The organism is Kitasatospora sp. NPDC092286 (assembly GCF_044755565.1).
Taxonomy (GTDB): domain Bacteria; phylum Actinomycetota; class Actinomycetes; order Streptomycetales; family Streptomycetaceae; genus Kitasatospora.
Genome location: NZ_JBIVRD010000042.1, coordinates 1 through 22,063, shown reverse-complemented (window position 1 = coordinate 22,063; position 22,063 = coordinate 1). Strand labels below are relative to the sequence as shown.

At 74.4% G+C, this 22,063-nt stretch carries 18 protein-coding genes; 10 read left to right on the top strand and 8 right to left on the bottom strand.

The genetic code is table 11. From position 1 onward, the window contains the following. Nucleotides 1-5: 5 nt before the first annotated feature. From ACIQIB_RS31850 to ACIQIB_RS31835, 4 genes are read right to left on the bottom strand one after another with little or no spacing between them, the layout of a single operon-like run. A complete protein-coding gene (locus ACIQIB_RS31850) occupies nucleotides 6-1,034 on the bottom strand; it encodes a cysteine synthase family protein (protein ID WP_400650674.1) in 1,029 nt (342 codons plus the stop codon). A gap of 45 nt (nucleotides 1,035-1,079) precedes the next feature. Continuing rightward, the gene (locus ACIQIB_RS31845; RefSeq protein WP_400650672.1) at nucleotides 1,080-2,462 is read right to left on the bottom strand and encodes a Y4yA family PLP-dependent enzyme; all 1,383 of its coding nucleotides are present in this window, start codon (nucleotides 2,460-2,462) and stop codon (nucleotides 1,080-1,082) included. After that, nucleotides 2,453-3,445, bottom strand: a complete 993-nt coding sequence (locus tag ACIQIB_RS31840) for an ornithine cyclodeaminase family protein (RefSeq protein ID WP_363605126.1) — start codon at nucleotides 3,443-3,445, stop codon at nucleotides 2,453-2,455. The genes ACIQIB_RS31845 and ACIQIB_RS31840 overlap by 10 nt, the downstream gene beginning before the upstream one ends. A gap of 37 nt (nucleotides 3,446-3,482) precedes the next feature. Beyond that, nucleotides 3,483-4,472, bottom strand: a complete 990-nt coding sequence (locus ACIQIB_RS31835) for a TauD/TfdA family dioxygenase (RefSeq protein ID WP_400762211.1) — start codon at nucleotides 4,470-4,472, stop codon at nucleotides 3,483-3,485. A 429-nt stretch (nucleotides 4,473-4,901) separates the two neighbouring features. On the opposite strand from ACIQIB_RS31835, the gene ACIQIB_RS31830 reads away from it, so the two are divergent. Genes ACIQIB_RS31830 through ACIQIB_RS31815 form a run of 4 tightly spaced genes read left to right on the top strand, consistent with a single transcriptional unit; the run spans nucleotide 4,902 to nucleotide 9,860 of the window. After that, a complete protein-coding gene (locus ACIQIB_RS31830; protein ID WP_400762209.1) occupies nucleotides 4,902-6,467 on the top strand; it encodes an ABC transporter substrate-binding protein in 1,566 nt (521 codons plus the stop codon). Next, nucleotides 6,452-7,468: an ABC transporter permease gene (locus ACIQIB_RS31825; RefSeq protein ID WP_400762246.1), complete on the top strand. Its 1,017-nt coding sequence runs from the start codon at nucleotides 6,452-6,454 to the stop codon at nucleotides 7,466-7,468. The genes ACIQIB_RS31830 and ACIQIB_RS31825 overlap by 16 nt, the downstream gene beginning before the upstream one ends. After that, nucleotides 7,465-8,370: an ABC transporter permease subunit gene (locus tag ACIQIB_RS31820; RefSeq protein WP_363605123.1), complete on the top strand. Its 906-nt coding sequence runs from the start codon at nucleotides 7,465-7,467 to the stop codon at nucleotides 8,368-8,370. Before ACIQIB_RS31825 ends, ACIQIB_RS31820 begins: the two co-directional genes overlap by 4 nt. Next, the gene (locus ACIQIB_RS31815) at nucleotides 8,367-9,860 is read left to right on the top strand and encodes an ABC transporter ATP-binding protein (protein ID WP_400762208.1); all 1,494 of its coding nucleotides are present in this window, start codon (nucleotides 8,367-8,369) and stop codon (nucleotides 9,858-9,860) included. The genes ACIQIB_RS31820 and ACIQIB_RS31815 overlap by 4 nt, the downstream gene beginning before the upstream one ends. Nucleotides 9,861-9,893: 33 nt before the next feature. Here ACIQIB_RS31815 and ACIQIB_RS31810 read toward each other — a convergent pair whose 3' ends face one another. After that, a complete protein-coding gene (locus ACIQIB_RS31810) occupies nucleotides 9,894-10,421 on the bottom strand; it encodes a universal stress protein (RefSeq protein ID WP_400762206.1) in 528 nt (175 codons plus the stop codon). A 304-nt stretch (nucleotides 10,422-10,725) separates the two neighbouring features. Beyond that, nucleotides 10,726-11,112 carry an SAV_915 family protein gene (locus tag ACIQIB_RS31805; protein ID WP_363605120.1) on the bottom strand — a complete coding sequence of 129 codons (387 nt, stop codon included), beginning with the start codon at nucleotides 11,110-11,112 and terminating at the stop codon, nucleotides 10,726-10,728. 372 nt (nucleotides 11,113-11,484) lie between these two features. Here ACIQIB_RS31805 and ACIQIB_RS31800 point away from each other — a divergent pair, with 372 nt between their 5' ends. Both ACIQIB_RS31800 and lysA read left to right on the top strand, forming a co-directional pair. Further along, on the top strand, nucleotides 11,485-11,706 hold the full coding sequence (locus tag ACIQIB_RS31800; protein WP_363605119.1) for a hypothetical protein: 222 nt from the start codon (nucleotides 11,485-11,487) through the stop codon (nucleotides 11,704-11,706). Between the two features lie 88 nt (nucleotides 11,707-11,794). Beyond that, nucleotides 11,795-13,249: a diaminopimelate decarboxylase gene (lysA, locus tag ACIQIB_RS31795; protein WP_400762204.1), complete on the top strand. Its 1,455-nt coding sequence runs from the start codon at nucleotides 11,795-11,797 to the stop codon at nucleotides 13,247-13,249. A 40-nt stretch (nucleotides 13,250-13,289) separates the two neighbouring features. Here lysA and ACIQIB_RS31790 read toward each other — a convergent pair whose 3' ends face one another. Continuing rightward, nucleotides 13,290-13,949 (bottom strand): NAD(P)-binding domain-containing protein, encoded by a 660-nt coding sequence (locus ACIQIB_RS31790; protein ID WP_363605117.1) that lies wholly within the window; start codon nucleotides 13,947-13,949, stop codon nucleotides 13,290-13,292. 249 nt (nucleotides 13,950-14,198) lie between these two features. Between ACIQIB_RS31790 and ACIQIB_RS31785 the strand changes: the two genes are divergently transcribed. Beyond that, on the top strand, nucleotides 14,199-17,087 hold the full coding sequence (locus ACIQIB_RS31785) for an NACHT domain-containing protein (RefSeq protein ID WP_400762202.1): 2,889 nt from the start codon (nucleotides 14,199-14,201) through the stop codon (nucleotides 17,085-17,087). 189 nt (nucleotides 17,088-17,276) lie between these two features. After that, nucleotides 17,277-18,170, top strand: a complete 894-nt coding sequence (locus ACIQIB_RS31780; RefSeq protein WP_400762200.1) for a helix-turn-helix domain-containing protein — start codon at nucleotides 17,277-17,279, stop codon at nucleotides 18,168-18,170. An 85-nt stretch (nucleotides 18,171-18,255) separates the two neighbouring features. Here the strand turns inward: ACIQIB_RS31780 and ACIQIB_RS31775 are convergent, their stop codons facing one another. After that, nucleotides 18,256-19,683 carry a PLP-dependent aminotransferase family protein gene (locus tag ACIQIB_RS31775; RefSeq protein WP_400762199.1) on the bottom strand — a complete coding sequence of 476 codons (1,428 nt, stop codon included), beginning with the start codon at nucleotides 19,681-19,683 and terminating at the stop codon, nucleotides 18,256-18,258. 167 nt (nucleotides 19,684-19,850) lie between these two features. Here ACIQIB_RS31775 and ACIQIB_RS31770 point away from each other — a divergent pair, with 167 nt between their 5' ends. Together ACIQIB_RS31770 and ACIQIB_RS31765 are read left to right on the top strand one after the other, a co-directional pair. Next, on the top strand, nucleotides 19,851-20,570 hold the full coding sequence (locus tag ACIQIB_RS31770) for a Tm-1-like ATP-binding domain-containing protein (RefSeq protein WP_400762197.1): 720 nt from the start codon (nucleotides 19,851-19,853) through the stop codon (nucleotides 20,568-20,570). A gap of 534 nt (nucleotides 20,571-21,104) precedes the next feature. Then, nucleotides 21,105-22,010 (top strand): reverse transcriptase domain-containing protein, encoded by a 906-nt coding sequence (locus tag ACIQIB_RS31765; RefSeq protein WP_400762195.1) that lies wholly within the window; start codon nucleotides 21,105-21,107, stop codon nucleotides 22,008-22,010. The last annotated feature ends 53 nt before the right edge of the window (nucleotides 22,011-22,063 follow it).

The window sequence follows — 22,063 nt, the reverse complement described above, 5'->3', positions numbered from 1 at the left end:
TGCTGTCAGGGCCTGCGGAGCTTGGTCAGGACCTCGTCGATCTCGGCCTCGACGGCGTGGTCGACGAGTTTGCGGGCGTTCATCCAGTCGTCGTCGAAGACGGTGTCCAGGTACTTCTCGCCGCCGTCGTTGACGAATGCGACCATAACGGCGTCCGGCGGGAGGGCGGGCAGCCGGGTCAGGGCCTCGTGGACGACGCCGCCGGCGGAGCCGCCGATCAGCAGCCCGGTGCGGCGGGCGACGACGCGGGCGGTGGCGAAGGCCTCGACGTCGCCGACCTTCACCCCTTCGTCGATGAGGTCGAAGTCGACCAGCAGGCCGATGGTGGCGCCCTCGGGGGTGCCGGTGCCGGACTGGTAGTAGTCGTGGGCGGGCGGCCCGAAGGCGATGGAGCCCTTGGGCTCGACGCCGATGACGGTGAGGCCGGGGACGGCCTTCTTCAGCTCCCGGGCGGTGCCGCAGAGCCCGCCGCCGGTGCCGACGGCGCCGATCAGGACGTCCACCCGGTTGTCGAGGGCCTGGGCGATCTCGCGGCCCACGGCGTAGTAGCCGACCGCGTTGCCGGGGTTGTTGTGCTGCTCGGTGAAGAAGGTGTTGTCCTTCCCCCGGGCGAGCTCCTCGGCGAACTCCTCGCGGGCGGCGGTGTTGAGCTCCTCGCCGCCGTCCTCGGCGACGTAGACCAGCTCGGTGCCCATGGCCCGCATGCCGCGGAGCTTGTCGACGGCGGCGTGGTTGTCGACGACGGCGGTGAAGCGGTAGCCGCGTTCGGCGGCGACGACCGCGAGGCCCAGGCCGGTGTTGCCGGAGGTGGACTCGACGACGTGGCCGCCGGGGCGCAGGTCGCCGCGCTCCTCGGCGTCGAGGATCATCTGACGGGCCATCCGGATCTTCGCGCTGCCGGTGGGGTTGTACATCTCCAGCTTGAGCAGCAGCCGGGCGCCGTGGTCGGCGCGGGCCAGCTCGAACAGCGGGGTGTATCCGATGAGGTCGGAGATCCGGCTGACCACCGGGGGTCGGTGGAGGGCGTCGGTCATGGCAGGGGCTCCTCGGGGCAGAGCGGTGGGGGCGGGTCGGCCGGGTCAGACGGCCGGGCGCTGGTCGAGCCGCCAGCGCAGCCGGCCGCCCCGGCCGTGCAGGACGACCTTGGGCGGGAGCGGCAGGTCGTGGAACGGGGACTCGTTGGAGTCCATCTGGTAGCCGGCGGTGTTGGGGTAGACGAGCAGGTCGCCGATCCGGGGCCGGCGGGGGAAGGCGATCTTGCGCCAGCTGAGCAGATCGGAGTCCAGGCAGCTGGCGCCGCCGACGCAGGCCCGGTAGGGCCCGTCGTCGGCGGTGGGCGGCCCGGTCGGTCCGGCCGGGCTTTCGCCGTCGGCCGGTTCGGCCGGCAGCAGCGCCGGGTCGGGCAGGTACTCGCTGTTGAACCACTGCTCGGACAGGCTCAGGCTGGTGCCGTCCACGGTGACGATGCCGTACCCGGCACGGTCCTTGACGCCCTGGACGCGGAACACCGAGGAGCCGGCCCGGTCCAGCAGGGCGCGGCCGGGCTCCAGCAGGAGCGCCACCCCGGCCTCGCGCAGCCGCTCGGCCAGGGTGGCGCCGGCCCCGCCCGGGCGGGCGGCGAGGACGGCGCGCAGCGCGTCGGCGCCGGCGACGGGGGAGTGGTACGGGTAGAAGTCACCGGGCGTGAAGGACCTGTCGGCGTGGTAGTGGCCGGGGCCCTGTTCGGCGAGGAAGGCGGCCCAGTGCCCGGCGGCGGTGTAGTCCACGGCGAAGCCGCCGCCGATGCTGATCCGGTCGGCCCGCAGACCGAGGGCGCGGGCCCGGCGGCAGAGGTCGACCAGCTCGCCCGCGAGGTCGGCACGCGGCCGCACCTCGTACCCGGAGAGGTGGAAGCTGAAGCCCTCCATCCTGAGCCGGTCCCCGGCCGCCGCGCAGCGCAGCAGGGCCGCGTCCAGCTGTTCGCCGTCCAGGCCGAAGCGGCTGCGGGGCTGGGCCGGCGGGTGGCGGCGCAGCAGGACGCGGACCGGCCGGGGCGCGTCGAGCTCCAGGACGCGCTCCAGTTCGTCGGGCGAGTCGACGGCGATCAGCGAGCCCTGCAGGGCGGCCGTGCGCAGCAGCCGGTCGGCCTTGGCCGGCCCGGTGACCACGAGGTCCTCGCCGCGGACGCCGTGGCCGAGGGCTTCGCGCAGTTCGCCGTGGCTGGCCACGTCCACCCCCGCGCCGGTGCCGGCGCAGCGCTCGGCGAACACGGCGGCCTTGTTGGCCTTCTTCGCGTAGTACACCCGCCCCTCCACCCCGGCCTCGGCGAGGGCGGCGCGGAAGGCGGCGAGGTTGGCGTCGAAGCGCTCGGGCAGCAGGTAGTGGAACGGTCCGCCGAAGGCGTACGAGAGGTCGTGCAGCAGGCCGTCGCGGTGGATGCGGCCGGCGAGCGGGTCGGGGTGGGGCGGGAGGGTCAGCGCCACAGGGCGACCTCGGTGCCGAGGCCCTGTGCGGCGGCGAGCTGGGCGAAGCGGTGGCCGAGGGCGATGTCGGTGACGACCAGTCCGCTGTTGTAGGCGAAGATCCGCTGCCCGGGCGCGGTCCGGCCGGGGGCGGCTCCGGAGAGGACGGCCGGCAGTTCGGCGTCGACGGCGGGCAGCGCGCCGTCGGCGTCCGCCAGGTCGGTGCCGGTGACCCGCATCTGGGCCTCGCTGGTGGCGATCACCCGGTCGGCCCGGTGGAGGGTGGAGGGGGCCAGTCCGTGGCCGACCAGGATGCCGAGCGCGCCGGGCCTGAGCCAGTCGGCCTCGACGGCCGCGGCGGTGTGACCGCCGGCGGTGGCCACGATCAGGTCGGCCTCGCCCGCGGCCCGGCGCAGGTCGGTGACCAACTCCGGTTCCCGGCCCGGGAAGTACCGGGTGAGCCGGGCGCGGACGGCGGCGATGCCGTCCGGGTGGGTGCCGGCGAGGAGCAGGCGCTCCAGCTTCGGCAGGGCGGTGAGCAGGAAGGGCAGGGCGAGGCGCCCCTGGGTGCCGGTGCCGATGACCAGCGCGGTGCGGGCGTCGGGGGAGGCGCACTCGCGGGCCAGCAGGGCGGAGACGGCCGGGGTGCGCAGCGAGCCGATCCGGCCGCAGTCCATCATCGCCACCGGCAGGCCGGTGACGTCGTCGTAGAGGGTGAGCGTCGTGTAGTAGTGCTGCCGGTCGCGGCTCTCGTGCAGGCCGTGCTTGTACGAGGTCTTGACCGCCACGACCTCGCGCACGCCGTCGCGGCCGAGCATGGCGTAGGAGACGGAGTGGCCGTCGGCGGGTTTGACGGTGAGTTTGCGCGGGTTGTCGGAGCGGCCGGCGGCGAGGGTGCGGTAGGCCTGCTCGACGGTGTCGAGGACGTCGGAGAGGCCGATGTCGATGCCGGCGAGGTCGCTGGTGCTCAGTACGCGCAGGGTGGTGTCGTCCCGGTGGTCCACGGGGGGTCCCTTCGATGGCGGAGGCGGGGCGGAGGGTTCAGACGGCCCAGGCGGTGACGGCGGCCTGGCCGTAGCCGTGTTCGTCGTGCTCGGCGAGCGGCCGGGTGGGGCGGCCCTCGACCCGGACCGAGGCGCGCTTGAGCCACCGGTCGGTGCCGTCGTAGCGGGCCCGGAAGGGGACCCTGCCGTGGACGACGATGTCGTTGTCGACGACCAGCACGTCACCGGGTTCGAGGCGCACCGCGACCGAGACCCGGGCCAGTTCCTCCGCCAGCCGCCCGTACGCGGCCCGCCAGGGCCGGTCGGCGGTGTCGAGCGGGGTGTAGGCGGGGTCGAAGCGCAGGGTCAGGCCCTCGGGGGAGTCGAAGAGGGTGGGCACCGGCGCGGGGCGGCCGGCGAACCGCTGGGCCCCGCTGTAGGCGTCGTCGGGCAGGATCGGCGCCACGGGCCGCTTCAGCCGGTCGAGGTCCGCCTCGGCGAGTGCGGTCCGGCGGACGCTGGCCGCGGTGGTGGCGACGCGGTCGTGGTTGCGCAGGCAGCACAGCAGCAGCAGGTGGGCGCGGCCGGGGTGGAAGGCGTCCTCGGTGTGCGGGGTGAGCAGGACGCTGCTGGAGGCGCCGGTCTGCTCGTTCTCGTGCCCGGGCGAGGGGAGGATGTCGTGCACGAACCGGCCGTCCTGCTGGCCGTCCCAGGCGATCGGGGTGCCCATCAGCGTGGAGACGAGCAGCAGGACGACGTCCCAGACCGCGCCGGCGCCGCCGACGGTGGACCAGTGACCGGGCGTCGGGCCCAGCCGGTCGTCGTCGACCCGTAGACCGCGCAGGACGAAGAGGCCGTCGTCGGTGTCCACCGGGCGCAGCGCGTGGCGGAGTCCGGCGCCGAGCCGGGCGCCGGCCGTGGGGAGTGCGGCGAGCAGGCCGGGGCTGGTGGCGGAGCCGTGGCGGGTCAGCAGTTCGGCCGCGGCGGCGGTGAGTTCGTCGACGTGGGCGGCGTCGAGTGGGCGTACCGGGGCGGGGGTGGTGGACACGGGGGCACCTTCCATGGCGCGGGCAGGCGGCGGGGCGGGGCCGGCTCGGGTACGGCGCGGGGCATGGCTCGGGCAGGGCGGGGAGCGTGGCTCGGGTACGGCTCGGTGCGGCCCGGGGGCGGCGGGAGCCGGGGACTCGGCCCGGCGCGGCGACGGCGGCCGGGCGACGACCGAAACGTAGCAACCGATCTTAGGTAAGGCAATCCTTACTTGAAACTCTGGCGCAGTTCCGCAGGGCCTGATCGGGCGAGGGGGTGCACGAAGGGCCCCTTGGGTGCTGCGGCTTCGCGCGGTGGGGTGAGTTGACCTGCCGTCGGCGCGGGGGTTGCCCTTGCGTCAATTGTTCGATGCCGGGTTGCGCGATGGGCAGTTTTTAGGATAGGCAACCCTAAGAAAATCCTGCTTGACCCGGAAACGAGGAACAACGACGTGAGCGTCACCAGACGAGAGCTGCTGTGGGCCACCGCCGGTATCGGCGCGGCCGGGGCGCTCGCCGCCTGCGCCGGCAGCAAGGGCGGGTCCGGGTCCGCGGCGGGTGTGGCGTCCGGCTCCGCGAACGAGCAGCCCCGCACCGGCGGCACCCTGAAGGTCGGTGCGCTCGGCCGTGCCTCCGCGATCACCCGCGACCCGCACGGCACCCAGGCCAACGAGAGCGACTACCTGATCATCAGTCTGCTCTATGACACCCTGACCGTCCCCGGCGACAAGACCAACACCGCCGCCCGGCTGGCCGCCTCCTGGAAGCCGTCCGAGGACCTCAGGACCTGGCGCTTCACCCTCGCCGACGGCGCCACGTTCCACGACGGCACCCCGGTCACCGCCGAGGACGTCGTCTGGTCGCTCAAGCGCCTGCGCGCCACCCCCTCCGGCAAGAGCCGCCTGCCCGGCATCCAGCCCGAGGGCATCCGGGCCGAGGACGCCCGGACCGTCGTCCTGGTCTCCGACTACGCCAACGCCGACCTGCCGCTGCTCACCCGGCTGACCACCTTCGTCCTGAAGAAGGACACCAAGGACGACGCGCTCGCCGGCGCCCCCGGCACCGGACCGTTCACCCTCGACTGGTACCGAGACGGCAACGCCCGCCTGGTGCGCAACGACAACTGGTACGGCGGCAAGGTCCTGCTCGACGCCGTCGAGGTACGGATCTTCGAGAGCCCGCAGGCGATGGCCAACGCCCTGCTCGCCGGCCAGATCGACGTCGCGTCCAACGTCGGCGCCGTCGCGGCCCGCACCGCCGAGACCCGCAAGGACATCCAGATCCTGCGCCGGCCCAACGACATGGCGATGCCCATCGTGATGCGCGCCGCCGACGGGCCGTTCGCCGACGCGAAGGTCCGCGAGGCCCTGCGGCTCTCGGTGGACCGCGACGCCATGGTCAAGCAGGTGCTCTCCGGCTACGGCACCGTCGGCAACGACATCCTGGGCACCGGCGACCCGGCCTACGCCAAGGACATCCCCCAGCGCAAGCGGGACCTCGACCGGGCCAGGCAGCTGCTCGCCGAGGCCGGCTTCGACACCACCAGGACGTACGACCTCATCACCACCGAGGACATCGCCGGCCTCGCCGAGTCCGCGACGCTCTTCGCCACCCAGGTCCGCGAGGCCGGGGTGAGGATCAACGTGGTCAAGCAGGACTCCAAGGTCTTCTGGGACGCCACCTGGCTCAAGGCCCCCCTCTACACGAGCTACTGGGGCACCAACGACTCGGTCGTCTTCTTCGCCTCGAAGACGATGCTCTCCGACGCCGGCCAGAACGAGGCCGGCTGGCAGGAGCCCTCCTTCGACGAGGCCTACCGCACCGCCATGGCCACCGCCGACGAGGCCGCCCGGACCACGCTGCTGCACCAGCTCCAGGAGATCGAGTACGCCAGGTCCGGCTACCTGCTCTGGGGCATGGCGGACGGCATCGACCTGGCCGGCTCCGCCGTGCGCGACCTGCCCAGGCTCCCCGGCTACGGACGCGTCCAGCTCGAGAAGACCTGGCTGGCCCGTTGACCCCGGCCCCGACCGCCGGGGGCGCCGCCGCGCCCCCGGCACCGCCCCGGGCCGCCGGGCCGCTGCCCGGGCTGGGCCGGGCCGCCTGGCTCGCCGCCCGGCGGCTCGCCATGCTCACGGTGCTGCTGGCCGCGGTCTTCGCCGCGATCGAACTCCTGCCGGGGGACGCGGCCAACGCCACCTCCGAACGCGGTGAGACCGCCGCCGACATGGCCGCCCGCCGCGCCGCCCTGGGCCTCGACCGGCCGGTCGTCGAACGGTTCTGGGACTGGATGACCGGCCTGCCCGCCGGCGACCTCGGCACCACCGCCCACGGACAGCCCGTCACCTCCGTCCTGGCCGGCCCGTTCCCCAACACCCTGCTGCTCGGCACCCTCGCCCTGACCGCCAGCATCCTCGGCGCCCTCGCCCTCGGCAGCTGGGCCGCCCTGCGCCCCGGCGGCCGGACCGACCGGACCATCGCCGTCCTCTCGACGGCCGCCTTCGCGCTGCCCGAGTTCGTCCTCTCCGTCGCCCTGCTGCTGGTCTTCTCGCTCTGGACGGGCTGGCTGCCCGCCGTCACCCTCACCGGCGCCGACGGCACGCCCGCCTCCTGGGACATGCTGCTGCTGCCCGCGCTGGCCCTGGCCGTCCCGCAGATCGGCTGGAACACCAGGATCGTCCGGGGCGCCCTCGCCGACCAGGCCGCCCTGCCCCACGTCCGGGCGGCCGTCCTCGACGGCCTGCCGCGCCACCGGATCCTCACCCACCACATGCTGCCCGGCGCCCTGCCCGCCATCGCGGTGAGCACCGCGACCTCCGCCGGGATGCTGCTCGGCGGCGCGGTCGTCGTCGAGACGCTCTTCAACTACCCCGGCATCGGCGCCGTCCTGTCCGGTGCCATCGCCGACCGTGACACCCCCCTCGTCGCCGGAGTCGTCGCGGCGACCGGAGCCGCCATCAGCATCCTGCTGCTGCTCGCCGACCTCGTCCGCGAGCGCGTCCTGCGAGAGCGCCCATGACCGTCGAGACCTCGTCACCCCTCCGGCCCCGTCGGATCCGTCGGGCCCCGAAGACCGTGCGGGCCCCCGGGGCCCCGCCGGCCCCGAAGCGCCGCGGCCGGCGCTCGCACGCCCTGGTCAGGGCGCTGCCCGCCCTGCTGCTGACCGCCCTGGCGCTCACCGGCCCGCTGTGGGCCCCGCACCGCGTCGACGAGCCGGTGACCGCCCCCTATGCCGCCCCCGACGGCGCCGCCGCGCTCGGCGGCGACCAGCTCGGCCGGGACGTCCTCAGCCGGCTGCTGCACGGCGGCGCGCCGCTGATCGCCACCGCGCTCGCCGTCGCCGTCCTGGTCACCGGCGCCGCCACGGTGATCGGCATCCTGGCCGTCCTGCGCCCCCGGCTCGGCCGGTGGGTGGAGCGCGCCGCCGACCTCGCCATCCTGCTGCCCGCCGTCCTCGGCATCATGCTCATCGGCCTCGCCTGGCCGGCCGGCGGGCGCCTTCCCGTCGCCGCCGCGGCCACCGTCCTCGGCATCCCCTACGCGGTGCGGGTGGTGGCCGCCGCGGCCGCGCCCGTCGCCGCCAGCGGCTATGTCGAGGCGGCCGCCGTCGGGGGCGAACGCCTCTGGTACCTGATGGTCCGCGAGGTGCTGCCCAACCTGCGCGCGACCGTCCTCGCCCTGTTCGGCCTGCGCTTCGTCGAGGGCGTCTACGTGGTCTCGGTCGCCGCCTTCCTCCAGCTCGGCCCCCAGCCACCCGAAGCCGACTGGGCGCTGATGATCCGTGAGAACGCCCCCGGCATCATGCTCAACCCCTGGGCCGTCGGCGCCCCCTGCCTCGCCATCGGCCTGCTCGCCGTCAGCGTCAACCTCGCGGCCGACGCCCTCGCCCCCGCCCGGACCACCCCGGAGACCGCCCTGTGACCGCGACCGACCCCACGGACCGGGTCACCGCCCGGGTCGCCGCACTGTCCATCGCCCTCGACGACGGCACCCCGCTGCTCGCCCCCACCAGCCTCACCCTCGGCCCCGGCCGCGTCCACGCCGTCACCGGGCCCTCCGGCGCCGGCAAGACCACCCTGCTCCGGGCCCTGGCCGGCGCTCTGCCACCCGGCGCCGCCCCGCCCGGCGGCACGCTCACCGTCCTCGGCCACGACATCCTCGCCCTCCCGGCCGAGGAGTTGCGCCGGCTGCGCCGCCACCGCCTCGCCTACCTCGGGCAGGACCCGGGCTCCGGGCTCAACCCCCGGATGCGCGTGGCCCGTCTGATCACCGAGACCGCCGTCGACCGCAGCGCCGAGGCGCTGCGCGAACTGCTCACCCAGGTCCGGCTGCCCACCAACCAGCAGCTCGAACGCCGCCGCCCCACCGCCCTCTCCGGCGGACAGCAGCGCCGCGTCGCCCTCGCCCGCGCGCTCGCCCGCCGACCCGAACTCCTGCTCCTGGACGAGCCCACCGCGGGCCTCGACCCGGCCCTGCGCGACGAGATCGCCGACCTGCTGCGCGAACTCGCCCGCCGCCACGGCATCGCGGTCGCCCTCTCCAGCCACGACGCCGCCTTCGTGGCCCGCTGCGCCGACGAGGTCCTCGTCCTCCGTCCGGCGGGCCGGGCCCCCGTGCTGTCGGTCGTCGGCGGGACCGTCAAGCCTGGCCCTGGGGCCGCGGTTCCGGTCGGCGCGGTTCCGGTCGGCGCGGGTTCGAACGGTGCAGGCCCGGACCGTGGTCTCGGCGCCCACCGGATCGACGCCCATGTCGGCGACGGCCGCGGGCGCCGCCGGATCCTGGCCGGCCTCGACCTTCACCTCGCGCCGGGTACCTGCACCGGCATCACCGGGCCCTCCGGCGCCGGGAAGACCACCCTGGTCCGCGTCCTCGCCGGCCTGCACCCGCCCACCGCGGGCACCCTCACCCTCGACCGCGCCCCGCTGTCCGGCTCCCACCACACCCGCACCCGCGACCAGCGCCGCCGGATCCAGCTGGTGCCGCAGAACCCGCTCGGCGCCCTCAACCCGGCCCGCACCGTCGGCGCCACCCTCACCCGCCCGCTGCGTCTGCACCACGCCACCCCGCACGAGCAGTGTGCGGACCGGGTCGCCGAACTCCTCGCCGCCGTCGACCTCCCCGCCGAGCTGGCCGCCCGTCACCCGCACGAGCTCTCCGGCGGCCAGCGCCAGCGCGTCGCGATCGCCCGCGCCCTCGCCGCCGAGCCCGACGTCCTGCTCTGCGACGAGGTCACCTCCGCCCTCGACGAGGCCACCGCGGAGGGCATCATGGCCCTCCTCGGCCGCCTGCGTGCCGACCGCGGCCTCACCCTCGCGCTGATCAGCCACGACCTGCCCCTCGTCCGGCGGCACGCCGACGCCGTGGTCATGCTGGGCGACGGGCGGCCCGAACCGGTCGGCGCCGGCCGGTGAGCCCGGCCCGCCCCGGGCCGGCGGGCCCGGCACTCAGCCGGTGGCGGCGGCGGGCGCGGCGGTCCTGGCCGGCCGGTGGCCGGCGGCGAGGGGGAGCGGGGCGCCGCTGCGGGCGGTGAACTCCAGCCGCTCCAGCAGCTCCGACGGTGGGACCGCGACGACCCGGCAGGCCGCGTGGCCGCGGCAGTGGCGGGTGACCGAGCCGTGCAGCAGACGGTCGAGCCGGCCGTGGCCGCCGGTGCCGACCACGAGCAGGTCGTCCGGGCCGGTGACGGCCGCCACCAGGGCCGGGCCCGCGTCGCCCCGGACCACCAGCGGGCGGATCACCAGGTCGGCCGGGTAGCCGCCGAAGGTCTGCTCGAAGGCGGTGTCCAGGCGCCTGCGGGCCGGGTGTTCCAGCTCGGAGAGCGGCCGCAGACCGCCGCCGTCGGCCGGCGTCCAGGCGGCGACCGGGACGAGGGCGGCCCCGCGCCTGGCCGCCTCGCCGACCGCGCGGTACAGGGCTGCGAGGCTGCTCAGCGACCCGTTCAGTCCGACGATCACTCGGGTGGGGTCGGCCATGGCCGCTCGCCTCCGTCTCGATGGTCCGGTATGTCCGGTGCTTCCGGTGACTCCAGTGAACCCGGGGCCGGGCGCGCGGGCGCCGCCGCTGACGGCACCATGACGCCGGGCACCGGGTTCTTGACGGGCCGTTGACAGGGGTTCGGCGTGGACGCGGGCCCGGCGTGTCCGGCCCGGGTGCGAACCGGGCCGGCAGGTCGATGGCCTTGATGCCGAGGGGCGGCAGGACCGGCGCCGTCCTTGAGGGCACCCCGGTGGGCGGGCTCCGGGCCGGGCGGCTCCCCGGGGACCGCGCCGGGTGGACTCAGACCGGGTGGGCGGCGCGGCGCGTGGCGGCCGGTGCGGGCGTGGAGGGCGTGGGGCGCTCGTCGGCGACGGGCGCGGCGTACGGCAGCGGCACCGGTTTCGGGGCGGCGGCGGCCAGTTGGGGGTCGACGGTCAGGATGGTGACGCCCAGCGGTTCGGCGAGGGCGCGCAGGGCGGGCTCGGCGAGCGCGATCCAGGGCTGGTCGGGACCGAGGACGGCGGTGAGCCGTTGCTCGGTGGTGAAGGCGACGGCGGTGCGATCACCGAGCGGCGTGCGGAAGAGCCGGGCGGTGTGGCCGAGCCGACCCGGCCGGACGGGGACCAGGAGCCGTCCGGCCGGGCCGGGTCGGGAGGGTTCGGGATCGTCGGGGAGCTGGCGGTACATGGCGGCCTCCGGTCGGAAGGGGCGGTCTGGGCGAGATACTGCGGGCGGGCCGCGGCGGGCGGGCTCCGCCCGCCACCGTGGATCGCACGACGACCGTATGCCCGCCCGGCCGGGGGCCGCGCCAGGCCCTGACACGTTCTTGATCCCCACGGACCGGGCCCTGACGGGGCGCTGACACCGGAGAGCATCGCGCACCACCCGCTCGGGCCGGTCCGGGCCGGGAAAGCCGCCGCCGTGTCAGGAATCCGTCAAGGACGGCCGCCGGCGCGTAGGTCACGCGTCAAGGCCGGGTGCGGTTGGTGTGCGCAGGGTCTCCACTGGAACCGCGGGTCCGGGACCGGGTCCGCGCCCCCGTGGAAGGAACCGTTCGCCATGAGTGACACCCAGGTCGTCGTCGCCGTCGAGAAGCCGCAGCTCCGGACCGTGCGGGAGACCGTCCCGCCGCGCCGCCGGATGCCGGTGGCCGCCTTCGCCGGGCGGTCGGAGGAGCCGGACGAGCCGGCCGAGCCGAGCCCGGCCCCGGCCTGGTCCGAGGCCGACCGGCGCCGGACCAGGGCGGCACACTGCCGGATCGCGATGCGGTACGAGGACTGACCGCGTCCTTCCCGTCCCCGCCGTGTGGGGCGGCCGGTGCCGTCCGGTTCCGCGACCGCCCCTTCCGTTCCCAGCAGGAGCACCCGCCATGCCGCAGCTTTCCGCCCGCCCGACCGCCGTTCCGGCCACTGTTTCGACCCCGGCTTCGACCCCGACCGCCGCCTCCGCCCTGGTGCCCGTACCCGCTCCCGTACCCGTCGCCTCCCGACCGGACGGCCCCGGCCTCCCCGGCGGCTCCACCGGTCTGCTCGGCGGCCCCTGGCCGGCCTCGGCACGGGACGGCTCCGACGGGGAAGTGCTGGTCGGCGGCGTCGGCCTCGCGGAGGCCGCCGAACGCTTCGGCACCCCGCTGTACGTGCTGGACGAGGGCGAGGTACGGGCCCGCGCCCGGGCCTACCGGCGGGCCCTGCCGCACGCCGACGTGCTCTACGCCGCCAAGGCGTTCCTCTGCAGCGCGATGGCCGACTGGGTGGCCGAGGAGGGCCTCGGCCTGGACGTCTGCTCGTCGGGTGAACTGTGGCTGGCCACCGCGGCCGGGTTCCCGGCGCAGCGGATCGTGCTGCACGGCAACGCCAAGTCCCCGGAGGAGCTGCGGCTGGCCCGCCGGATGCGGGTCGGCCGGATCGTCATCGACGGCCCGGCGGAGATCGCGCGGCTGGCGGCCCTGGTCGCCGGGGACACGCCCCAGCGGGTGCTGGTCCGGGTCGTGCCGGGCATCGCGGCCGGGCACCACGCGGCGGTCCGTACGGGCGTCGGCGGCCAGAAGTTCGGCTTCCCGGTCGACGGCGGCGACGCGGCCGACGCGATCGCCCGCGTGCTGGCCCAGCCCGGGCTCGAACTCGCCGGCCTCCACTGTCACCTGGGCTCCCAGATCACCGAGGTCGAGCCGTACCTCACCGCCGTGGACGCCCTGGTGCGGCTGCTGGCCGAGGTCCGTGAGCGGCACGGTGTCGAGCTGCCCGAGCTGGACCTCGGCGGCGGCCACGGCATCCGTTACCTGCCGGAGGACCGCGAACTCGACCTGGCGGACTTCGCGGCCCGGGTGACCGACCGGCTCTCCGCCCGCTGCGCCCGGGCCGGTCTCGCCGTGCCGCGCCTGGTGGTCGAGCCGGGCCGGGCCGTCGCCGGCCCGGCGGCGGTCGCCGTCTACCGGGTGCTCTCGGTGAAGCACACAGCCGACGGCCGGTACTTCGCCGCCGTCGACGGCGGGATGAGCGACAATCCGCGGCCCGCCCTGTACGGCGCGCCGTACACCGTCCGGCTGGTCGGGTGCCGCTCCGCCGCCGAGCCGACCCGGATGGACGTGGTCGGCCGGCACTGCGAGGCCGGTGACGTACTGGTCCGCGACGCCGGGCTCCCCGCCGACCTGCGGGCCGGCGACCTGCTGGCCGTCCCGGCCGCCGGCGCCTACCAGCTCTCCATGGCCTCCGGCTACAACCTGGTCGGCCGCCCGGCCGTGGCCGCCGTCCGTGACGGCCGGGCCAGGCTGCTCATCCGCCGGGAGACGGTGGAGGACTTCCGGGCCCGTGAGGTCGGCCGCTGACCGGCGCGCGGGCCCGGCCGGATCCGTCGCTCCCGCCGGGCTACCCCCGGAACGCCGCCGGCCGCTCCGGGGACGCCTCGGCCAGGGCCTTGGTGACGCCCCCGACGTCGGCACGCAGGCCGTAGACGGGCGTGTCGGGCTGCTGGCGCCAGGACTCGTCGATGCCGCCCGCGTCCACGGTGTCGAAGCCGAGCTCGTCGATCAGCGCGCGGACCACCCGCTTGGCGGCCTCGTCGTCGCCGGCCACCGGCAGCGCGATGCGTTCCGGGTCGCCCTGGGGGCGGGGCCGGTCGAGGATGTCCTGGGCGTAGGTGCCGTTGAAGGCCTTGACGACGGCGTGGCCGATCTGCCGCTCCGTCCAGCGGCTCTCGGTCAGGCCCTCCTCGATGGCGGCGATCCGGCCGTCGCGCTGCTGCGGGTAGTAGTTGCCGGTGTCGATCACGGCGACGTGCTCCGCGGCCTCGTCGAACAGCCCGGACGGCAGGTCGGGCACGTTCTTCAGGGGCACGGTGACCACCACGACCTGGGCGCCGCGCGCCGCCTCGGCCGCGGTGACCGCCGTCGCGCCGGTCTCCTCGACGAGCGCGGCCAGGGTCTGCGGCCCGCGCGAGTTGGCCACCGAGACCTCGTGCCCGAGGGCGCTCAGCCGCCGGGTGAGGTTGCCACCGATGTTGCCCGCGCCGATGATGCCGATCTTCATGGGACGTCCTCCGGGAGATGGGTGTGATCCGGTCTCGCCTCAGGCCCAACCACACGGGCGGCCCGTCCATTTCCGCCCGGCACGATTCGTTCGGGAGCCCGTCGGTGAGCCCGGGCCGCCGCGCCGGGGCGGCGGCCGGCACTCCCACCCGGCGTCCGCGGCCGGCCACCGTGGACCGATCCACCCACACCGCAACCGACTTCCCTTGAACCGGTGGAATCCGGCCGGGTGATCCGGAACGATGGCGCGATGGACCACGATCTCGGCCGCCTGGGCCACCGGGAGTTCGAGCACCTCGTCCAGGCGCTCGCGAAGCAGGTGCTCGGGCCCGGGGTCAGGGTGTTCGGCGACGGGAAGGACGGCGGCCGGGACGCCGCGTTCCATGGCCCGGTGGCGTACACGTCCCACGGCGGCGCCTGGGACGGTTACGGGGTCGTGCAGGCCAAGTACCGCGGGCGTTCGGGCGGCAGGCCCTCGGACGCGGCGTGGCTGGAGGGCGAGATCCGCAAGGAGCTCCGCGACTGGACGGCGCCCGGGTCCGCACGGGGCGCGCTCCCGGAGTACCTCCTGTTCGCCACGAACGTCCTCCTCTCGGGGGTGCCCGGCAGCGGCGGCATCGACCGCATCGACCGCTTCGTCGGAACGGAGGCCGCGCGGAGGGGCATCCGGCTGACCGGCTGGGCGGTCTGGCACCACGACGAGATCTGCCGTTTCCTCGACATGTATCCCGGAATCCGCCAGAGCTTGGGCGGATTCGTCGTCCCGGGTGATGTCCTCGCCCATCATCTGATGGATCGACAGAAAGTCGACAGGGAATCAGATTTGACTGAGCTGATGCGGGCTCAGGTGGCTGCGGGACTGGTGGCCGACCGATGGGTGCAGCTGGGGCAGGCCGGAGCCGGGCCCGACCGGGGCAAGATCGGCCTGGGCCCGGTGGCGGTCGATCTGCGGGCAGACCGGGTGGGCATCGTCGACGGCGACCGGACCGTCCTGGCCGCCGGGCATGTGATCGGGCGGGGCGACGCGCCCCTGCGGCCCTCCGTGCGGACCACCGGGGAGGCGCGGCATGTCCTGCTGGTCGGCGGCCCCGGCCAGGGCAAGAGCACGCTGGGCCAGTTGATCTGCCAGGCCTATCGGGTCGCGCTCCTGGACGGGGACGACGACCTGCTGCCGGCGCCGGCCTGCGAAGTGCTGCAGTCCCTGCGCCAGGACCTCGCACGGATCGGCCTCCCCGTGCCGCGTACCCGCCGCTGGCCGTTGCGGATCGCTCTGCGCGACTACGCGGAGGCCCTGCTGCGCGATGCGCGTCTCGGTCTGCTGGAGTTCCTGGTACGGCAGTTGAAGCAGCACTCACCGGATGTTACGGAGGCGGTACTCGTTCGTTCGCTGCGCGCCGTGCCCTGGATCCTGGTTCTCGACGGTCTCGACGAGGTGGCGCCGCGGCGGACGCGCGAGACCGTTATGGACCGCGTCCTCGAATTCCTCGTCATGGCCTGCTCCTTGGACGCGGACCTCCTGGTGGTGGGAACCACGCGGCCGCAGGGGTACAACGGTGAGTTCCACCAGGGCGACTTCGAGACCCTTGAACTACGGGAACTCACGAGAGAGGAGTCGCTGCACTACGCGGGCGGACTCGCCCGGGTGCGTCACCACGATGATCCCGACATGTACGACACTGTGGTGAAGCGCATCGAGTCAGCCGCGAGCGATCAGGACACCGTGCGGCTCATGCGGTCGCCGCTCCAGGTGACGATCATGTCCTTGCTGGTCGAGAAACGCGCCAGGATGCCCCAGAACCGCTACGAGCTCTTCGACGCCTACTACCAGACCATCTACGACCGGGAGGCCGGGAAACCCGGGCCGACCGGTCGATTGCTCGCCGAGAACAGACTTCATGTGGATTGGCTGCACCAACACGTCGGTCTGGTCCTGCAGTCAAGGGTGGCGGTCACGGAGCCCGGGGAGTCGCTGACGCTGCCGGAGGCGGAGCTGCAAGTCCGTGTTCGGCGGCGACTCCTGGAGGAGACCTGCGATCCCGACCGGTCGCGGTCGCTGGCGACGGAGCTGATCGAGGCGGCCACCGATCGGCTCGTCCTGCTGGTCGCCCCCCAGCCCGGTGTCGTCGGCTTCGAGGTCACGAGCCTTCAGGAGTACTGTGCTGCCCGCGCGCTCCTCTTCGGTCCGGACGCGGAGATCGTCCCACGTCTCGGCGATCTCGCCACGGACCAAACCTGGCGCGACGCTTGGCTGTTGGCCGTAGCGGGTCTCTTCACCCACCGGCAGCACCTGCGTGCCGACCTCATCACCGCCCTGCGTGAGCTGGACGCGCGCGACCAGGTGACCATGGCCCTGCGTCCGGGAGCCTGCCTCGCACTGGACCTCCTCGACGAGGACCTTGCCCGCCAGCACCCCCGTCACCACAATCTGCTGGCGCAACACGCAGCCGAACTCATCGGCGGCCCAGCCGGCTTCACGTCCTCCTTCAGGAACGTGTCGCGCAGCCTGGCGAAGGCCGCGGCCCGCAGCGAGCAGGCTCGGCTCTACCTGGAGAACGCCGCCAGGATCGCACTCGTCGGGCGGGGCGTCCACACGATCTTCGCCTTCCGTACTGTCGCCCTGTGGGCGCACCTGACCGGCCCACTGCGGCCGGTGGCGCGGAGTCTGCTGTCGGAAGCGGTCCTGAGGATGGCCCCTGAGCAACTGGCGGCGGCCAGGACCCTCGTCGCGCGGGAACTGCCATGGCTGTCCCTGCCGGGGCTCTCCGGGTACACCCCGTCCGGTGCCGATGGCCGCACCAGCCTCGCCGCCTTTCTGGTGGATGCCCCGTCGTCTGCCGCGCGGGGCGATGCCGAAGCCGGGAAGATCCGTGAGTGGATCACCAACTGGCTGGCGGGGGAGTGGTTGTCCGTCGAGGTCGTCGACGGCGTTCCTGTGCCGCTCGTCTGCGACGAGTACGGCCTGGGGCTGGAGTACTACGGGGACTGGCGGTGGCTTCCCGACGTACAGCAGGCCTGTGTCGATGCCGCCGCCGCGCTGTCGGAGGCGGGGTGGAGCGTGGTGGCGGCGTTTCACGAGGTCCTGGAGATGACCTTCTCGTTCGAGGTCGCCCTGGAGCCCGTTGTTGACGGCATCAGCTGAGCGCGTCCGAGTTCCTGCTCTCCCCGCGCTCCTCGTACATCACCGCCCAGGACTTCGTGGTGGACGGTGGCCTGGTGACGGCCGTCCCGGCAGCCTGACCGGCGACCGGCCCGACCGCCGGGGCCGTGGGGTGCAGCCTGGTCCTGACAGGGCCAGGCTGCACCGGCGGCCGGCGGGGACAATCGTCGTATGAGTACCGCGATCAGCCTGAGCGAGTTCCTCCGGACACGCCGCGCCCGGCTCCGGCCCGAGGACGTCGCCCTGCCGGACTTCGGCGGCCGCCGCCGGGTGGCCGGACTGCGCCGGGAGGAGCTCGCCCAGCTCGCCGGGGTGAGCGTCGACTACTACACCCGGCTGGAACAGGGCCGGGTGGGCAACCCGTCGGACGCCGTGCTCGACGCGCTGGCCCGCGCGCTGCTCCTCGAACCGGACGAGGCCCGCCATCTGCACCGGCTCGCCCGCCCCCGGCCCGCCCGCCGGGCGGGCCGTACGCCGTCCGCCCCGCAGCGGGTCCGGCCGATGCTGGCGCGGCTGCTGGCCGAGCTGTCCGACGTGCCGGCCATGGTGATGGGCCGCCGGATGGACGTCCTGGCGTGGAACCAGGCCGCCGTCTCCCTGTTCGGGGACTACGGCGCGCTCGCCCCGGCCGAGCGGAACATCCCCCGGATCACCTTCCTGGACCCGGCCTCGCGGGAGCTGTACGCGGACTGGACGGCCTGCGCCCGCGAGAACGTCGCCTTCCTCCACCTGGAGGCCGGCCGCCGCCCCGACGACCCCCGGCTGGCCGAGCTGATCGGCGAACTGTCCATGCGCAGCGCGGACTTCCGCCGCTGGTGGGCGGAGCATCCGGTGCAGGACAAGACCTCGGGCCGCAAGCGCTTCCGGCACCCGCTGGTCGGCGAGCTGGACCTGGTCTACGACACGCTGCGCCCGGCCGACGACCCGGACCAGGCCCTGATCACCTACGCCGCCGAGCCGGGAACCCCGTCCGACGACGCTCTGCGGCTGCTCCTCGCCTGGGCCGCCGCACCGGAGGTCCCGGGCCCGGTGAGCGGGACGGGGGCCGATCCGCGCCGACGCTGACCGGCTGCCCGGCTGCCCGGCTGCCCGGCTGCCCGGCTGCCCGGCCGCCCGGGCGGCCAGGGCGTGGCGGGTCGGCGTCGGCGGGTCAGCGCGCGGAGCCGGAGCGCTCCGCGCTGCGGAGGAGGACGGGGAGGGCGGCGGCCAGGTTGCCGTGCTGGTCGGCGAAGGGGAGCCGGAGGTGGTGGCGGAAGCCGTCGACGGCCGAGAAGGCGGGGCCGGGGACGATCAGGACGCCTGCGCGGCGGGCGAGTTGGGCGGTGGCCTCGGCGTCGGCTCCGGGGAGTTCGACCCAGAGGGCGGAGCCCCCGGCGGGGTGTTCCCAGCGCCAGTGCGGTGCCTCGGCGGTGAGCAGCCGCTCGGTCGCGGCGAGGCGTTCGCGCAGTTGGGCGCGGCGCCGGGCGCGGGCCTCGGGCAGCCCTTGGAGCAGCCGGACGGCGAGCAACTGCTCCACCACCGGGCAGGAGAGGTCGACGGACTTCCGGATCTCGGCCAGGCGGTGGATGACGGTGGTGGAGGCGCGGATCCAGCCGAGCCGGAGGCCGCCCCAGAACAGCTTCGAGAGGGTGCCGATGGTCGCGGTGGCGGCGGTCGGCAACTGGGCGGCGAGCGGGACCGGTGCGCTGTCGTCGCGCAGGGACAGCTCCGCGTAGGCGTTGTCCTCGACGGTGTAGAGGCCGTGTTCGGCGAGGACGGTGGCCCAGGCCCGGCGGGTCCGCGCGCTCATGCCGAGGCCGGTGGGGTTGTGGACGGACGGCTGCAGGTAGACCAGGCGCGGGCGGATGTGGCCGGCCAGCCGGGCCAGGGCGGCGGGGCCGTCGCCCTGCGGGCCGGGCGCGCCGTGCGGGGGCAGCGGGACCAGGCGGGCGCCCCGGGCGCGCAGCGCTTCGAGGGCGCCGCGGTAGGTCGGGTCCTCGACGACCACGGTGTCGCCGGGCTCGACCAGCCCCTGGGTGATCAGCCAGAGGGCCTGCTGGGATCCGGCGGTGACCAGGATCTGCTCCGGTGAGGTCGGCAGGCCGGCCGCGCGGTGGTACTCGGCGAGCTGTTCGCGCAACTGCGGCAGCCCGTAGGGGAGGTAGCCGTCGTCGGCGAGCGCGGCGGTGAGGTCGCGGCCGGACAGCGCGTCCAGGGCGTCCGCGACGGCGGGCAGGCCGTCCAGCGCGCCGCTGGAGAGGTCGAGGGTGCCGTCCCGGCTGCCGAAGCTGGCGAGCCGCCCCTCGCTGGCGGGCTCGCCGACCGCCCCGGAGGCGCGCAGCCGGGAGCCGCTGCCGTGCCGGCTCTCCAGCCGCCCCTCGGCCTCCAGCAGTCCGTACGCGGCGGTGACCGTGGAGCGGCTGACGCCCAGCGCGGTGGCGAGGGCGCGCTGGGAGGGCAGTACGGTGCCGGGCCCGACGTCGCCGCGCTCGGCCAGCTCGCGCAGGGCGTCCGCCAGCAGTCGCGGCAGCGCGTCCGAACCGCCGCCGGCCCAGCCGGTGAGCAGGCGCGACAGGCGGGTGGGGGGAATCCGGTCCATGCCACCCATCATGCCCCGCAGCTGCGGCGGAGCCGGGCCGGGCCGGGCGCTGCGGGGCCGGGCCGGACACCGTCCGACGGCGCAGGCCACTTGGCCCCAAGTGGTCTTTGCCGCCCTCCGGGCCCGGCCCGATGATCGGGGCATCGTCCGTTCAAAGGAGCAGGGACATGGCGACCGTCGTGCTGGTCGGGACACTGGACACCAAGGGCGCGGAGTACGCGTGGCTCGCCGGGCGGTTGCGCGAGGCCGGCTGCGAGGTGGTGGTCGTCGACGCCGGTGTGCTGCCGCCGCCGGCCGGTACGCCCGCCGGTGACATCGGCGCAGAGGCCGTCGCCCGGGCGGCCGGGCACGACCTGGCGGCGCTGCGCGCCGGCGGTGACCGCGGTGCGGCGGTGGCGGCGATGGCCGAGGGCGTCGAGCGGGTCGTCGGCGACCTGCACCGGGAGGGCCGGCTGCACGCGGTGCTGGCGGTGGCCGGCAGCGGGGGCTCGTTCATCGCGGCCCGGGCGATGCGGGCACTGCCCGTCGGTGTGCCCAAGCTGCTGGTCTCCACCATGGCGGGCGGGGACGTCGCGCCCTACGTGGGCAGCAGTGACATCACCATGATGTACAGCGTGGTGGACGTCGCGGGCATCAACTCGGTCTCTTCCCTGATCCTCGGGAACGCGGTGGCGGCGGTCGCGGGCATGGCCGCCCACCACGAGCGGGGCCTTGCCGACCCACAGTCGCAGGGGCGCCGGCTGGTCGGCGCCAGCATGTTCGGGGTGACCACGCCCGCGGTCGACGCCGCCCGCGCGCGGCTGGACGAACTCGGTTGTGCGCCACGAGGCGCTGATGGATCTCGCGGGATGAGAGGCCCGCCGCTGGTCCTCGCAGGGACCGGTTGAAGCTGGAGGCAGGCTGACCCCCGGGTTGGGGGTGAGGCCGGAAGCAGCCTCGACAACGTAGGGGCGGACCGACACCACCAGACGGTTCGTGCCCGCAAGCGAAGACGGAATGGGTGTAAGGAAACTGAACCAGTGGTTGACGTCCCGTGAGTCGTCAGCGGCCTGCCGAACCTGGTGGATGGGCCGCTTTGCAGTGCTGGGGAGTGCTCTATCCGATGGCCTCTCCTCTCCTCTCGCCTCTATCCCATGGGCGTTGGGAGGCCCGGACCAAGACTGCGATGTGCGGTCCGTGGCGATGCTGCCGGGGTATAGCTGGGCACCGAAGCCGTCACAGAGATCCTCAGTGAACGTGGGAAGCGATCTGGCATCGCCCTTCCCGTCCGGCCTCCAGCCGGGCGGCGGGCAGGCGCGACGCCCGCTGATGGCGCCAGATCGTGGCGGAGTCGCCGTAGTACTCGGAGGCCGGGAAAGCCGGTCACATGGGGAAGGGCGACAGCGTGATGGCAGCAGGGCTGCTGTCGGGGAGGACCGTTGTTGAACAACGACGCGCCGTCGACACCTTGGCCGAGCATTTTCGCGGCCGAGCGGCGGGTACTCGATCATCAGCTCAAGCTGCACCGATGGGCAAGGAATGAACCGGTCCGCCGGTTCGACGATGTATTCAACTTGATCTGCGACCGGGCCACGCTGTTGGTGGCCTGGGAGCGGGTGTCCGGCAACCGGGGTGCCAGGACAGCAGGCGTGGACGCGGTCACCCGCTACTACGTCGAGGAGCGTCAGGGAGTGGTCCCGTTCTTGGAGGACCTGCGGTCCTCGCTCAGGGACGGGTCGTTCACCGCGTTGCCGGTCAAGCAGGCGGTGATTCCCAAGAAGAACGGCAAGGTCCGTTATCTGGGGATCCCGACCCTGCGCGACCGGGTCGCGCAGATGGCCCTCAAGCTGGTCCTGGAGCCGATCTTCGAGGCCGATTTCTACCCGTCTTCGTACGGGTATCGGCCTGGTCGACGGGCCCAGGACGCCATCGCCGAGATCCACCACTTCACCCGCAAGCCGTCGACCTACGACTGGGTCATCGAGGGCGACATCAAGGCTTGCTTCGACAACGTCGACCATCACGTCCTGATGGACCTGGTGGCCGAGCGCGTCAAGGACCGCAAGGTCCTGCGGCTGGTCAGCGCGTTTCTGCGGGCCGGCGTTGTCGAGCTGCACGGTGGACTCGCGGAGACCCTCACGGGCACTCCGCAAGGAGGAGTCGCCTCTCCTCTGCTGGCCAACATCTATCTCTCCGTCCTGGACCGGCACTTCTCGCGGATCTGGGACACCGAGATGAGCCCCGGAGCACGCCGGCAGGCCCGGCGACGCAAGGGGCTGCCGAACTTCCGGCTGGTGCGATACGCCGACGACTGTGCGCCACGAACACTGAGGGAGGTTCCGGTGTAGAGACGGAAACTTCCGACGTGATGCTGCACTGGTGATGGAGGTAGGCCCTCCGG

Coding starts and splice junctions, on each gene's coding strand:
- ACIQIB_RS31850 (WP_400650674.1), bottom strand. CDS start 1,034: ATGACCGACGCCCTCCACCGACCCCCGGTGGTCAGCCGGATCTCCGAC.
- ACIQIB_RS31820 (WP_363605123.1), top strand. CDS start 7,465: ATGACCGTCGAGACCTCGTCACCCCTCCGGCCCCGTCGGATCCGTCGG.
- ACIQIB_RS31810 (WP_400762206.1), bottom strand. CDS start 10,421: ATGGCCGACCCCACCCGAGTGATCGTCGGACTGAACGGGTCGCTGAGC.
- ACIQIB_RS31805 (WP_363605120.1), bottom strand. CDS start 11,112: ATGTACCGCCAGCTCCCCGACGATCCCGAACCCTCCCGACCCGGCCCG.
- ACIQIB_RS31800 (WP_363605119.1), top strand. CDS start 11,485: ATGAGTGACACCCAGGTCGTCGTCGCCGTCGAGAAGCCGCAGCTCCGG.
- lysA (WP_400762204.1), top strand. CDS start 11,795: ATGCCGCAGCTTTCCGCCCGCCCGACCGCCGTTCCGGCCACTGTTTCG.
- ACIQIB_RS31790 (WP_363605117.1), bottom strand. CDS start 13,949: ATGAAGATCGGCATCATCGGCGCGGGCAACATCGGTGGCAACCTCACC.
- ACIQIB_RS31785 (WP_400762202.1), top strand. CDS start 14,199: ATGGACCACGATCTCGGCCGCCTGGGCCACCGGGAGTTCGAGCACCTC.
- ACIQIB_RS31780 (WP_400762200.1), top strand. CDS start 17,277: ATGAGTACCGCGATCAGCCTGAGCGAGTTCCTCCGGACACGCCGCGCC.
- ACIQIB_RS31775 (WP_400762199.1), bottom strand. CDS start 19,683: ATGGACCGGATTCCCCCCACCCGCCTGTCGCGCCTGCTCACCGGCTGG.
- ACIQIB_RS31770 (WP_400762197.1), top strand. CDS start 19,851: ATGGCGACCGTCGTGCTGGTCGGGACACTGGACACCAAGGGCGCGGAG.